9 protein-coding genes are annotated in these 12,707 nt (G+C 71.0%); 5 read left to right on the top strand and 4 right to left on the bottom strand.

Annotation, left to right across the window (positions count from 1 at the left end; genetic code table 11):
* Positions 1-3 precede the first annotated feature (3 nt).
* The 3 genes from PSQ21_RS35910 (at position 4) to PSQ21_RS35900 (ending at position 6,638) form a co-directional block, all read left to right on the top strand.
* Positions 4-930 (top strand): methyltransferase domain-containing protein, encoded by a 927-nt coding sequence (locus PSQ21_RS35910; protein WP_274036401.1) that lies wholly within the window; start codon positions 4-6, stop codon positions 928-930.
* A 270-nt stretch (positions 931-1,200) separates the two neighbouring features.
* Positions 1,201-5,433 carry a DEAD/DEAH box helicase gene (locus PSQ21_RS35905; RefSeq protein ID WP_274036400.1) on the top strand — a complete coding sequence of 1,411 codons (4,233 nt, stop codon included), beginning with the start codon at positions 1,201-1,203 and terminating at the stop codon, positions 5,431-5,433.
* The gene (locus tag PSQ21_RS35900; protein ID WP_274036399.1) at positions 5,430-6,638 is read left to right on the top strand and encodes a hypothetical protein; all 1,209 of its coding nucleotides are present in this window, start codon (positions 5,430-5,432) and stop codon (positions 6,636-6,638) included. Before PSQ21_RS35905 ends, PSQ21_RS35900 begins: the two co-directional genes overlap by 4 nt.
* 836 nt (positions 6,639-7,474) lie before the next feature.
* Here the strand turns inward: PSQ21_RS35900 and PSQ21_RS35895 are convergent.
* Positions 7,475-7,597, bottom strand: a complete 123-nt coding sequence (locus PSQ21_RS35895; protein WP_274036398.1) for a hypothetical protein — start codon at positions 7,595-7,597, stop codon at positions 7,475-7,477.
* A 720-nt stretch (positions 7,598-8,317) separates the two neighbouring features.
* On the opposite strand from PSQ21_RS35895, the gene PSQ21_RS35890 reads away from it, so the two are divergent.
* Positions 8,318-8,452 (top strand): hypothetical protein, encoded by a 135-nt coding sequence (locus PSQ21_RS35890; protein ID WP_274036397.1) that lies wholly within the window; start codon positions 8,318-8,320, stop codon positions 8,450-8,452.
* 171 nt (positions 8,453-8,623) lie between these two features.
* On the opposite strand, the gene PSQ21_RS35885 is transcribed toward PSQ21_RS35890, so the two are convergent.
* The 3 genes from PSQ21_RS35885 to PSQ21_RS35875 form a co-directional block, all read right to left on the bottom strand.
* Positions 8,624-9,169 carry a hypothetical protein gene (locus tag PSQ21_RS35885; protein ID WP_274036396.1) on the bottom strand — a complete coding sequence of 182 codons (546 nt, stop codon included), beginning with the start codon at positions 9,167-9,169 and terminating at the stop codon, positions 8,624-8,626.
* 176 nt (positions 9,170-9,345) lie between these two features.
* Positions 9,346-9,945 carry a uridine kinase family protein gene (locus PSQ21_RS35880; RefSeq protein WP_274036395.1) on the bottom strand — a complete coding sequence of 200 codons (600 nt, stop codon included), beginning with the start codon at positions 9,943-9,945 and terminating at the stop codon, positions 9,346-9,348.
* 72 nt (positions 9,946-10,017) lie between these two features.
* Positions 10,018-11,769 (bottom strand): hypothetical protein, encoded by a 1,752-nt coding sequence (locus PSQ21_RS35875; RefSeq protein ID WP_274036394.1) that lies wholly within the window; start codon positions 11,767-11,769, stop codon positions 10,018-10,020.
* 339 nt (positions 11,770-12,108) lie between these two features.
* Here PSQ21_RS35875 and PSQ21_RS35870 point away from each other — a divergent pair, with 339 nt between their 5' ends.
* Positions 12,109-12,693 (top strand): hypothetical protein, encoded by a 585-nt coding sequence (locus PSQ21_RS35870; RefSeq protein ID WP_274036393.1) that lies wholly within the window; start codon positions 12,109-12,111, stop codon positions 12,691-12,693.
* The last annotated feature ends 14 nt before the right edge of the window (positions 12,694-12,707 follow it).

Here is a 12,707-nt window from a genome sequence, read left to right as displayed (position 1 = left end):
CAGATGCCGATCAACGCTGACACCCTCCGGCGCCGCTCCGCAGCAGAGATGGACGCCGCAGCCCGCGGGTTCGGTGAGGCGGTGTGGCTGCGGGACGCCTTCCTCAGGGTGCCGCGAGAGCACTTCGCGCCCGCCCGCGTGTGGTGGCCTTCGCCTCGCGAGGACGGCCTGTACAGCCTGATCGACCGGGGCGAGCGCCCCAAGGCGTGGCTGAAGGCCGTCTACAGCACCGGCGCACCACTGATCACGCAGATGGACGACGGCCTCATCCCACCGGCCGGCCCCGCGAAGGGGGCGTTCACCTCCAGCATCTCCTACAGCGGCGTCATCATCGAACTCCTGCGCCACCTCGCACCAGAGCCCGGCGAACGAGTACTCGAACTCGGCACCGGAACCGGCTACACCACCGCCCTGTTGGCCACCCGCACCGGCCAAGGAACCGTCGTCAGTATCGAAGTCGACCCCTCCATCGCCGAGCGCGCACGCCAGAACCTCAACAGGCTGGGTTTGGACCCGCTCGTCATCACCGGCGACGGCGAAGAAGGGCACCCGGCGTCCGGGCCCTTCGACCGGATCATCGCCACCGCCTCGGTCCGGACGATCCCCCGAGCGTGGCTGGAGCAACTGCGCCCCGGCGGTGTCCTCCTCGCCCCCCTCGACAGTCCTTTCGGCTGCGACCTCCTGGTCCGCCTCACCGGCACCGGCCCGGGCACCGCTCAGGGACGATTCGTGGCGCAGCTTCACTTCATGCGCTTCCGGGGCCAGCGAGAACCCCGCCCGTACGCGGAACTGGGATGGCCTGACTCCGTTGAAGTTGACCGGTGGCAGGAACTCCGTGTCGAAGCAGGACCTCGCGGACAGCAGATCATCGATCCAACCCAACAGCGCTCCACCGCGCGCACAGCCCGGGCGGAGAGCCCCCTCCAGTAATTCTCAGACCCACCAGTCGTGATGAGTCCCATGACTGAACCCAGGTAGCTACGAAGCGCAGGATCCGGGAGGCGTGGGCAGGGCCTGTCCGCCGGACAGCCAGCCCCACGGGGGCCTTCCGGGCAAGGAGCGCGGGTGTCTGGGGCGACCCCGGGTGCCAGACCGTGGCAGGCGTCGGACGTGCCAGTGTTCTCGCCTACTGTGGCGAGATCGATGCCGTTAGTGAACGCCGTCGGCTCCAGTGCCGGCGGCTCGTGCAGGGGAGTGGGAGTGAGCTTCACGGCTACAACCGGTATGCAGACGACGCTGGAAGACCACGATGTCGGTTCGCTGGACGCGGGCCGGTGGCACGAGGCGCTCAAGCAACTCGTCGGATCGGACACCGACGACATCGCGATGGCCCGCGATACTCTGCGCCGTAGCCGTGCCGGTCTGCTGAGCGTGCGGGACATGCGCCTGGTGTTGCTGGCCACCCCCGCCGTATCGTCGTGGGTGCCGGCCCGGCAGGCCGTCATGGAGCACCTGGTCCACAACATCGAGTCGGCCCGGCAAATCCTGACCGCCCACACGCAGGTGGAGGTGTGGCCACCTCCGCGGTTCGAGGAGACCGACACGGCCATCGGCGACGGCCAGTGCGCCGTCGCTGCCGTCATCGGTCCGGCCGAGTCCCAGGTGACGGGCCCCGCGCAGTCCGCCCCCACCGGCCGGGAGGCCAAGGACCGCGCGTCGCTCGCCCTGCTGGCTCGCCTCGCGGGGGTCATGCTGCCCGGCGAGGACCCGGCCGTGACCGGCGAGCCGCATCGCCTGGTCCTGCCCGGGATGCCGTCGGAAGTCTTCGAGCAGCGTCTGCGCCGGAACGTCGAAGACGGCCGAAGCCCCGATGCCGAGCTGAACCTCGAAGCTCTCAAGCGTGCCCGCGCTGGCCGGCTGCGTCACCGGGAGCTCTACCTTTTGCTCTTCGAGGCCCGCAGCCGGGCTTGGGCAGCCGTACGCGAAGTCGCCCTCCAACGGGCGGCGGCCATGCCACCGGCCCCCGCCCGCCTCCTGCACTGGCACGCCGAGCAGCACGGCGCGGATCACGGCCTGACCTACACCGAAGACGTCGACGACCAGGGCCTCCACCACACGCGGGCCCTGCTGACGGTCGGAGAGGGGACGTCGACTGGTCCGGTGCGCTCCGCGCCGGTGCGTAAGACGGCCCGGCACTACGCGGCGTGTGCGCTGCTCGCCCTCATGGCGGACCTGCCCGAACCGCCGCACGCGGTCGACGAAAAACCGGCCCCCACGCCGAAGATCACCGTTCCCGGGCCCGGCGAGGACCCGGTCAAGTACCTCAACAAGCACCACCAGCTCGACACGATCAGCAAACCCGAAGTGAGCGTACGCACGCTCGGCGTCCGCAAGGAGGTCGCCTACTCCTGCCGGTACCGGGCGAGCGACACCCCGGTGAAGGCGACCGCCGTCGGCCCGGACAAGACCTCCGCGCGCCGGGCGGCGGCGCTGAAGCTGCTGCGGAAACTCCACGCTCTCGACCGCACCGCCCCCGCACCGGCCCCGGACGTCGCCGCCGGCAGCGAGCGGCGTACGACCGGCCCGGAAACGGCCGTCACCCAGCCGTCCTCGACACCGGCGCCCGCCGCCCGTACGGCTACGGATCCGCACCGGTCCTTCCTCGACGTGGAGGGCCGACCGGCCGCCGCACTGCTGCTGGATGCCGTCGCCTCCGGCTGCTCCGTCACGTTCGTGCCCGCCGTCACCGGGCGACCAGCGGCGTGGCGGATACAGGACAACGGTCGACAGGCGCTCCCGATGACCGGCCTGCCCGATCCGCTGACCGCCGAGCCCCGCTCCGACGGCCCCTCCGGCTGGCGGATCCCTCTCCTCGAAGGCCTGCCCGTCCTCCACCGCGCGGACCACGGGGCAAGCGCGACGGCCGTCTTCTGGCAGCGGGCGCTGCACATCGTCCTGCAGCTGATCGCCGCCCAGCTGGTCCACCCCGCCCACGACGGCAGCCGGGCCGCGTGGTGCGTCGGCCCCATCCCGCCGAACGCCGAGCAGGCTTTGTCCGTCCTCGCCGCCGCCGCACCCACCGGAGCGACGCCGCCCGGGATGCCGGCCCGCGAGGCGCTCGGTGCCGCCGCCGACGCGATCGCCGACGTGCTCATGCGCACCCCGGCGGCCGCCGTGTTCGGCACCGGCCCCTGGACACACCCCGACCGGAGGACGGCGGACGCCGAAGGAGAGGTGGCCGTCTGGCTGGACAGCGTCGCCGACCAGGCCGACGGCGGACCGGCCCCTCAGGTGATCGTGCGGATCGAGGAACCCAGCGAGGAACAGGCCACAACGGGGCGCCTCACCGCCGAACTCCACCTGGCGCCCGCTGCCACCGACACCTCCCCCGACGAGACACCGGTACCCGCCGCTCGTCTGTGGTCAGGCGACGCCACCCTCGCCGGCCAGCACCCGCAGGCCGTGCGTCCCCGAGTCCGGCGCATCCTGCGCCGGGCCGCACGCCGGTGTCCCGCGCTGGCCGGACTCGCCGCCCAGGAACATCCCGGGCGCTGCACGCTCTACCCCGCGGCCATCGAGGCGCTGCTGGAACAGGAAGCCGAACTCGCCGAGCACGGTGTACGGGTGCAATGGCCCGAACAGCTGCGCACCGCCCTGCAGGCCGCCGCGGTCATCGGCACCAACCCCGCTCCCGGCGGGTCCGGACACCGGTCGGTCGGAGAGGCACCCCGGTTCAGCGTGACCGCGCTGCTCGACTTCCGCTGGCAGGTCGCCCTGGACGGCGTGCCGCTGAGTGAACAGGAGATGGACGCCCTCGCCGAAGCGGCCCGGCCCCTGGTCCGCGTCCGCGGACGGTGGGTCCTGGCCGACCCCGTCCTGCGCCGCCGCGCACGCCACCGCCTGCTGGGGCACCTGCCCGGCACCCAGGCGCTGACCGCCGCCCTGACCGGCACCATCACCATCGACGACTCGCTCGTCTCCTGCCGGACAGCCGGACAGCTCGCCCACACGATCGGCATCCTCACCGGCGGCGAACACCACCCCGAGCCCGTACCGGTACCGACCGGCCTGCACGCGACACTGCGCGGCTACCAGCAGCGGGCCCTGACCTGGCTCGCCCACACCGCCAGCCTCGGCTTCGGCGCGGTCCTCGCCGACGACATGGGCTTGGGCAAGACCCTCACTGCGCTGTCCTTCATCCTTCACCGCCAGCAGCACACCCCGGGCCCGACCCTGGTCATCTGCCCGGCCTCCCTGGTCACCACCTGGAGCCGGGAGGCCGCCCGGTTCGCTCCCGGCCTGGACGTCCGCGCCTACCACGGACCCGAGCGCACCCTCGACGAGCTCACCGACACCACGGTGGTGGTCACCACCTACGGAGTCCTGCGCCGCGACACCGCCCGCCTGGCCGACCGCACCTGGTCGCTGGTCATCGCGGACGAAGCCCAGCACGCGAAGAACCCCGCCTCCGCCACCGCCCGGCAGCTACGCGCCCTGCCCTCCACCACCCGCCTCGCCCTGACCGGCACCCCGGTGGAGAACAACCTCTCCGAGCTGTGGGCCCTGCTCGACTGGACCAACCCGCGCCTCTTCGGCACGCTGAAGGAGTACCGGGCCCGGTGGGCGAACGCGGCGGAGAAGGACCCCGGCGGCGAGAAAGCCCTCGAACTCAACCGGGTCATCGCACCGTTCCTCCTGCGACGCCGCAAGACGGACCCGGGGATCGCCCCCGAACTCCCCGCCAAGATCGACCACCCGCGCCTGGTCCGCCTCACCACCGAGCAGGCCGGCCTCTACGAAGCGCTCGTCCGCGAAACCCTCCAGCAAATCCAGGCATCCCGCGGCATCACCCGCAACGGCCTCGTCTTCAAGCTGCTCACCGCCCTGAAAAAGATCACCAACCACCCCGCGCACTACCTGCGCGAAGACCCCACATCAGCAGCGGCAACAACCGAGTTCACCGCCCGCTCCGCCAAGACGGCAGCCCTGATGGACCTCCTCGATACGATCCGGACCCGCTCCGAGGCCGCGATCCTCTTCACCAGCTACGTGAGCATGGGACACCTGCTCCACCGCCACCTCACCCAGCACGGCTACGACCCGATCTTCCTCCACGGCGCAACCACCCTGCCCGAGCGCCAGCGCATGGTCGACGCCTTCCAGGCCGGCCAGCACCCCGTGATGATCCTCTCCCTCAAGGCCGCCGGCACCGGACTGACCCTCACCCGCGCCGCCCACGTCATCCACTACGACCGCTCCTGGAACGCCGCCGTCGAGGACCAGGCCACCGACCGGGCCCACCGCATCGGCCAGCAGCAGACCGTCACCGTCCACCGCCTGATCACCGAGCACACCGTCGAGGACCGCATCGACGAACTCCTCACCCACAAGCGCGACCTCGCCTCCGCCGTCCTGACCAGCGGCGACCGCGCCCTCACCCAGCTCACCGACCACGAACTCGCCGACCTCGTCACCCTGGGAGCACGCCCATGAGCCCCCACACCACCGACGTGTGGGCCAACACCCTGACCACCTCCCTCACCACCAGCGCCGACACCGCGACCCTGAACGCCGCACGCCGTCTCCTCACCGGAACTCACCCCCAGCTCAACGTCAACCAGGGCTTCGCCACCGCCAAGTTCGCCCTGCCCGGCGGCCGGACCGCCCGAGCCCGCCTGCTCGTCGAAGAACTCACCGCCGCGCAGTGGGAGCGCCTCGAAGCCGCGCTCGCCGCGCGCATCCCCACCACGACCATCAGCGGCGAACTCGCCGATCCCCGCCACACCGGGGGCATCCCGCTGCTCCCCTCGGCGCAGGACCTCTCCCACCACTGCACCTGCACCGAGGCGGCCTCCGGGCCCTGCGCGCACACCCTTGCCGTCGGACTGCTCCTCGCCGAACGGCTCCGCACCGCTCCCGCCCCGCTGTTCACCCTCCGCGGCCGCCCCTACCAGCACATCAAGAAGCGCCTACGTGGCACCGAGCCGACCGCCGTCGCGGCCAGCCCGGCCGGTGTCCCCTCCCGGGCAGCAGCCCCGTCGCTCGTACGCCCTGCCACCGACCACGCCTTGGCCATCCCGGCCCAGCAGGCGGCCCCGCTGCCCAACCCCGCCGACCTCGACCTCACCACCGCCCGCCCCCTCCTCACCAGCCCGCTCTCCGCACCACCTGCGCCGCTGCCCGACCTGGACGCACAGCAGGCCCTCGTCGCCGACGCCGCCCACCGTGCCCGAGAACTCCTGGCCGGCATCGAGCAGTCGACCGGCTCCGACACCGGCAGCGACCTCGCCCGCTTCACTGCCCTCGAACACGGCGCCCCCTACCGGCAGGCCGCCATGGACCACCTCGGCCTCGACGTCGTCGCCATGGGGCACCTCACCCTCGCCCACACCCACGGCGGACCCGCTGGCGCCGCGGCCTACCTCCACCGCTACACCGTCGACCACGACGTCCTCGCCCGCGCCCAGGCCGACATCCAGCCCCTGCGGCCCGCCCCTAACACTGCCGTCGAATGCGAGGACAACCACCTCACCGACCCCGCCGCCGGCATCCAGCTCCGCTACGGACCCGACGGCCGCTGGCATCCCTACCTCGCCCCGTACGGCCCCTGGCAACCCGTCCCCGGCCCCGACGCCGACCCGGTTCAGGCCTACCGCGCCGCGCGCACCGCAGCCCGGGCGCACCGCCGCACGCGATAGCCCCGATGTCGGTACCCGCCGATACGCTTTCCGCAGACCCGGTCCGTGCGAAGGACCGGGGACGCTGCGTGCCCACTGCCAAGGGCGCGCAGCAGCGCGGCTGCCGACGGGTGGTTCCTGACGCAGCGCACGTCCTGATCGTGGCAGCGGGCAGGACACAGCCTTGGCTGCCAACCGAGGCCGGCCGGCCCGCCCGGGCAACCGGTGCGGGCCGCCACCCCCTTCTCCTCAGATCAGTCGAACTCCAGGCGACGGCGTACGCCCTCGGCCTCCTGCTCACGCAGCGCGGCGATGTTCTTCGGTCAACACACCGAACACGGCCAGCGCGTCGCTGGCCCGCTCGTAGGCCGTCTCGTTCGCAGGCCGCTGCTACCGGAAGTAGATCCCTTGGGCGCCGCCCTCGTCGTCGAGGGAGCGGGCCGGCGATGGTGGGGAAGCTCGTGCGGAGCCTGACAACTAGGCGCCGCGGATGCCCATCGACGCTGACACGCTCCGCCTCCGCTCCGCAGAAGATATGGACGTCGCAACCCGCGAATCCGGCAACGCCGCCCGCCGCCGGACATCCCCCGCCGGCACCACCCGCTGCACGGTGGTGGCGGATACCTCCGCCCCGATGAGCCGCAGGCCTTGGAAGAGGGAACGGGTGCTCTACGAGCCCGCAGGCACCGCCGCGAACCTCGCGGTTTCGAGGCAGTGGGTGAATGAACAGGCTTCTGGTAAGGACCCCGCGGTTTGATGACCGGGCCGCGCTCCTGAACTCGGCAGTGGGGCTGCCTGTTGGGTGCGGCGCGGCGGCCGGGCGTAGCCTCGTCCGGCAGCCGGATCTTGATTGAGAGCTATTCGGCCTCGACGCGCATGAGCAGGCATCGGAGGTACTTCACAGTGGCGAGCACCTGCAAAGCTGCGTATCCGAAGGCGAGGTACTGCACGCCGATGAAGAGGTACCCGGCCCACGTCATGCTGAGGCTGTCCGCCGCGCGCCCCAGAGCGATACCGGCTCCCAGCGCCAGTCCTGTGAGCAGGATATGCAGGGCCAGGATGAGCAATGATCGGCGGCGGAGGCCGGGCGGCAGGGTCGTAAACCCGCGGGGTTCCCTGAGGCCTACTTGAGACATCGGATCCTCCTGATCCTCGCGCGGAGAATAGGACCGGGCTGCGAGCTCAGTCTTCCGGAATTGTACGGGGGACTCCTCTTTCAGGAACTGGCAGCCGGTGCTGGCTATAGGCGCGCTTCTCTGATCAGGTGGCAGCGGCAGGACACGAGGAGAGCTGGAGCACGTCAGCCGCACGGCGGTCGTCTCCGGCAGGGACGCCGACCCTGCTGACCGGTGCCAGCTCGCACAGGAGCTCCTGCGGACTGGATCGCCTTCTGACCAGCCCTGTCCGTAGCCTTGCAGCGTGTGGGCGGCCATGCCGGTACGCCCAGGCTTCGGTGAGTGCCCCGCGACCGCGTCCCCGCGATGGGCGAGACCGAGGCAACCCGAAGTCGTGATGTGGAAGCATCTCAAGCTCGGGTCGGGGTCTCGATCCCCGATTCCCATCCCCCGCGCAGGGAATTTGAGCGGAGCGCTCCGCCCCATAATTCTCAGACCCTTGTCAGACCTCATCGGTACTCTGCCCATATGACCATCCCTTCCGCAGCCGGCATCCCAATACAGCCGCTGTCCAGGGCCTCCGCGGTGAACGCGAGTATCCGTACGCTCATAGACCGGCCGGACCTCGACGACGACGACCGTGCGCAGCAGTACGCCGCCCTGCTGGAGAAATGGGCCCAGGTAACTCACCCCTGCCCCGCCCCTGTTCGCGCCGCCTGACCAGCCGCTGCCGAGGTGCCCCTTCCCGGCCCGGTAGAGCTCACACGCCACGTACAGCAGACGGGCGCCCCCGGTATCCGGGGGCGCCCGCCCTTTTGCTGTGCACGATCAAGCCTACCGGCAGACCACGATCGGGCTCGGCGCTGGCCGCTTTATGCCGGTGCCCGGCTGCTACCAGCGCAGTGTTGGGCGCGGGCGGGGTTCTAGTTCTGCCTGCTCGGCGACGGCAACGAGCCGGTCGGCAGTCTCCTGGCCGACCGTCTCGACGAGGCAGTCGACGCTGGAGGCGATCAGGAGCCACGAGCGGCGGGGCAGCAGGCTCAGACGTGCGACAGCGTCCGCGAGCGCTCCTGCCTCCAGAGCCATCATGGCCTGGACGTCGGCGGGGTCCGGCCGCAGCGGCACCTTCGCCTCACGCACCAGATCGACGGAGACGGTCAAATCGTCGATGACCGTGACCGCGGTGGTGTTCTCGATCATGCCCGGCTCGTAGCTGGCGCTCAGGTCGTGGGCCTGGTGGACGGTGATGTTCTTCTCGCCGTAGCCGGCCGCCAGGAGGCGACGCAGCCCGGCGTATGCGGCGTGGGACTTGCCGGACCAGTGGGGTCCCATCAGGAGCAGGCGGGCGGTGTCGCCGGCCAGGATGGTGGAGCACCACTGGGCGATGGCGGGATGGCCGGTCTCGGCATCGCTGAAGAGCGGGGGTACGACGGACATCGGGCCAGCGTACGCCGTTGTGCAGAGCCGCGTGCACGGCTTCTGCATCGTGAAGCTGCTGATTGATCGGATCGAGAGGCGCGCGCCGGTCGGCTCTGGTGTGGGCGAGTATCGGCCGCCGTCATCCTGCGGGCAACCCCTCCGTGCCCCACCGTGGGCACCCGGGTTCCCGCGCGTCAGGTCCCCTTGGCTTCGTTGGCGACATGGGCGATCAGCTGGTCGGTCAGGTGCTTGGTGGGCAGGGTCCCGTCGAGGACGAGCCCGGCGGCCTGGCGCATCGGGGCGACGTGTTGGTGATGGCCTTCGCGTCCATGCGCGAGATACCCGAGCAGGCCGATCCGGGGGTCGACGCCCTCGCCGATCCTTCGGAGTGTCTTGCGTGCGAGGCGCAGATCATCGGGGGTGTCCAGGTAGACGGTCCAGCGGGCCAGCTGACGGATCTGCTTCTCCAAGGCGAAGGTGCCTTCGACAACCAGCAGCTTCCCAGCCGGAGCTCCGCTGATGGCCTGTAGGACGCGCCCCCAGTCGATGGCCCGCGGGTCGCTGAAGTCGATCACTTCCCCGGTGCCGAGGACGCTGGGCACCAGGGGCGCTCGCTCGGGCTGGGTGTGGACATAGTGGTCCAATTGCAGCAGTGCGGTCCGAGGGTGTGCGGCGGCGACGGACTCGGCGAGCGTGGTCTTGCCTGAACCGGCCCCCCCGGCCAGGGCGAGGAGATTCCGGGGCGGAGGATCGGGGAACACGGGGTGCCTTCCCGGGCGGTGGTCAGCGGACATAGGCGCATCGTTGGCGACCGGGCTGGTCGGCCGGATGCCGGCCACCGGCCGGTGACGGTCCCCCCCCAGCGCTCAGGAAGCGTGCCGGCGGGCTGGGGTGCGGTCCAGGGAGTCGAGGAGCTGGCCGAGGGACACCTTCCCCTCGTCGCCGAACGTCATGGCGGCGCCGAGCGCCTTCCACCGTTCGGTGCTGCGCCCGCAGTGATCCAGCAGGAGCGCGAGGACGTCGTTCGGCCCGTTGCCGGTGAGGACTTCGTCGGCGGGGATCTGGCGCAGGTGCTCCGGGGTGAGGTGGGAAGAGGAGATGACGGCCCGGTAGATCTCGGAACGGGAGAGCCCTCCGTCCTTCGCGGCGGGGGAGTCGAGCCAGGACTGAAGGACGGCCGCCGGGTCGGGCTGGCTCGCCAGTGCGTCGTCGTCCAGAAGCCGCACCACACCCGGGTGTTCCTCCTCGGGGCGCGTGATGGCGGCCGCTGCGGTAAGGAACCAGTCGGGGCCGCCGGACCGTTCGGCGATCCACGCCAGCTCGGCGGGGTGCAGCCTGTTCAGGACATCGGTCACGGCAGCACGCGGCGTGCACGGGTTGGCGGCCAGGACGGCCAGCCTCTGGACCCGGCGGTGCTCGGAGTTGCGCTCCAGGAGCCGGGCCGGGCGGTCGTGATCGGGATCGATGTTGCTGAGCACGCGGGTCAGCCTCGAGCTCTGAGCGGGGGAGACGACAGCGGGCTGGTCCAGGCGGGCGAGGTGGGCGCAGGCTGCGGTGAGGTGGTCGGGGTTGACGCTGAGGAGCGCCAGGTCCTCGACCAGCCGGAGAAGCCGGCTGTGGAACTCGAAGTCGTCCGGCTGCCTGTCCCTCCAGTCGAGCAACCGGCCCCGAGCGACGAGTTCGTCGGTGACCCTGTGCAGCTGTTCGCCCGCGAGGTCGACCACACGCGGGTTGGCCCGGACCCGACTGGCGATGTGGTGCAGGGTCCTGCGCGCGGTGACCTGGGAGTTCGGCAGCTCGGCCAGCTCAGGAAGGCACAGAGCCGGAAGGCACGCACGCAGAAGATCCACGCTCAGGGCGCCGACCGGCTCCGCACGGAGTTCCTGAGCGTCCGGGCTGGTGGCGGAGAGGAGCTGGGCATCCTCTCGGGCTTGGGATTCGGCCCGGTCCAGCAGCAGATGCTGGACAGCTGCTCCGTAGACGGGGTGCGCAACCAGTTCCTGCCACCGCTCGGGGCACCGGGCCAGCATCGCCCACCCGTCGCGGCCGCCCAGCTCCAGTGACCAGTCCCTGCCGTGCGTCGACAACGTCTCCCATCCGTCTTCGGGCTGGGGATGCAGCAGGTAGGCGGCGAGCGGGGTCAGACAGGCCTCCAGCACGGCGTCGAACAACTTCTGCGGCACCGGCGGGACCGGAGCGGCATCCGCCCTTCGGGTGAAGCGGTTCGGGTCCCAGTCACGGACGACGTGCTCGACCTCGTGGTCGCTGAGCTGGGGCAGGAGCTCGATCGCCGCGTCGACCTGGTCGCCATGGCGTGCCAGAGCGGCGATCAGCCCCGGCCAGATCTTGCGGTGGCGCAGGATGCCGGGCAGATCGCCCGTGGTCACGGTGCCGTCGGCGGCCAGGGCGGCCAGCGTGTCCTCGTCGGCGTGCAGCAGGAGCTGGCCCCGCAGCAGCTTGGCCGAAGTCCGGGCCAGCAGCGCGGGCAGCGCCTCCTGGAGCGCCTTCTTCCGCCACCGGTCGCCTTGAGCGTCGAAGCCGCCACCGGGCCCCGCCGCCGGGGTACACAGAGCGCCGATCACCGTCTTGAGCGCCTCGCGGGGAAGTTCCTCGCTCATCGCGAGATCCCGCCACAGCGGATATGTACGGGCATTGACCACCCTGACAACCTCCCCGAACCTGACCCAGCGCCACCGCCCGGTCGCCAACGGTGAAACGACCGTACGACGCGGCTCACGCCCACGGGGCACGATCTACGAATCCACTCCCCGCCCCCGCGCACCGGACCACCCCCAGTCGCCTCCCCTCACCCCCTCCCCCCGGCGGCAGCCCGTCAGCGTCCTGCTGAACGGAAGGGCACCAACCGGCCAGCTCGTGGCCGGTTGCCGCGTTCACCGGCGCGGCCCGGAGGGCCGGACTGAGAATCAGGACGTCGATATCCCGGCCCAGGAGGAACATTGACCGACCTGCATGAACCACTGAAACCGCTGGAAAGCTACCCGGCGGAACTGCCCCCGCCGCGCATCCACGGCGACGTGAACCTGCCCGGACTGCTGAGCATCGCCGACGACCTCGCCCGCAGCCTGGCTGCCTTGAGGATCCGCGTCCAGCCCCACGACCCGAACACCTCATTCGTCAGCCCTGAGAAGGCCCTGGAGAACACGCAGCGGGAAGTCGACCACCTCCTGGCCACAGCCGTGCACCTCCAGCGCCACGCCCACGCCGCCCTGCTCGGACGGTGCGTTCTCGGTGCCGACTCCAAGGAGGGCTGCTCCACCGAGGGCGCGGGCCTCCAGCTCAACGTCTGGGACGACACCACACGCCGCGACATCGTCGAGGACGGCACCACCGGCTGCGTCGCCCACACCATCGAAGCCGCCCGCCGGGCCATGGTAGACCCCGCCACCCGCAAGATCCTCCTCGCGTTCGTCCACGACGACGAGGGCACGACCGTCTCCCGCGCCCTCAACCTGGGACCAGAGGACACCGAGCAGTTCCTCAACCTCGGCTTCACCGTGCGTTCCGAACACCGCGTCTTCTGACCTCGCCGCCCAAC

It is taken from the genome of Streptomyces sp. MMBL 11-1 (genome assembly GCF_028622875.1).
Taxonomy (GTDB): domain Bacteria; phylum Actinomycetota; class Actinomycetes; order Streptomycetales; family Streptomycetaceae; genus Streptomyces.
This window is presented reverse-complemented; position numbering and strand designations above follow the sequence as displayed.

Excerpts from the sequence above, each read along its gene's own strand:
- PSQ21_RS35910 (WP_274036401.1), top strand. The coding sequence starts at position 4 with ATGCCGATCAACGCTGACACCCTCCGGCGCCGCTCCGCAGCAGAGATG.
- PSQ21_RS35900 (WP_274036399.1), top strand. The coding sequence starts at position 5,430 with ATGAGCCCCCACACCACCGACGTGTGGGCCAACACCCTGACCACCTCC.
- PSQ21_RS35895 (WP_274036398.1), bottom strand. The coding sequence starts at position 7,597 with ATGACGTGGGCCGGGTACCTCTTCATCGGCGTGCAGTACCTCGCCTTC.
- PSQ21_RS35885 (WP_274036396.1), bottom strand. The coding sequence starts at position 9,169 with ATGTCCGTCGTACCCCCGCTCTTCAGCGATGCCGAGACCGGCCATCCC.
- PSQ21_RS35880 (WP_274036395.1), bottom strand. The coding sequence starts at position 9,945 with ATGTCCGCTGACCACCGCCCGGGAAGGCACCCCGTGTTCCCCGATCCT.
- PSQ21_RS35875 (WP_274036394.1), bottom strand. The coding sequence starts at position 11,769 with ATGAGCGAGGAACTTCCCCGCGAGGCGCTCAAGACGGTGATCGGCGCT.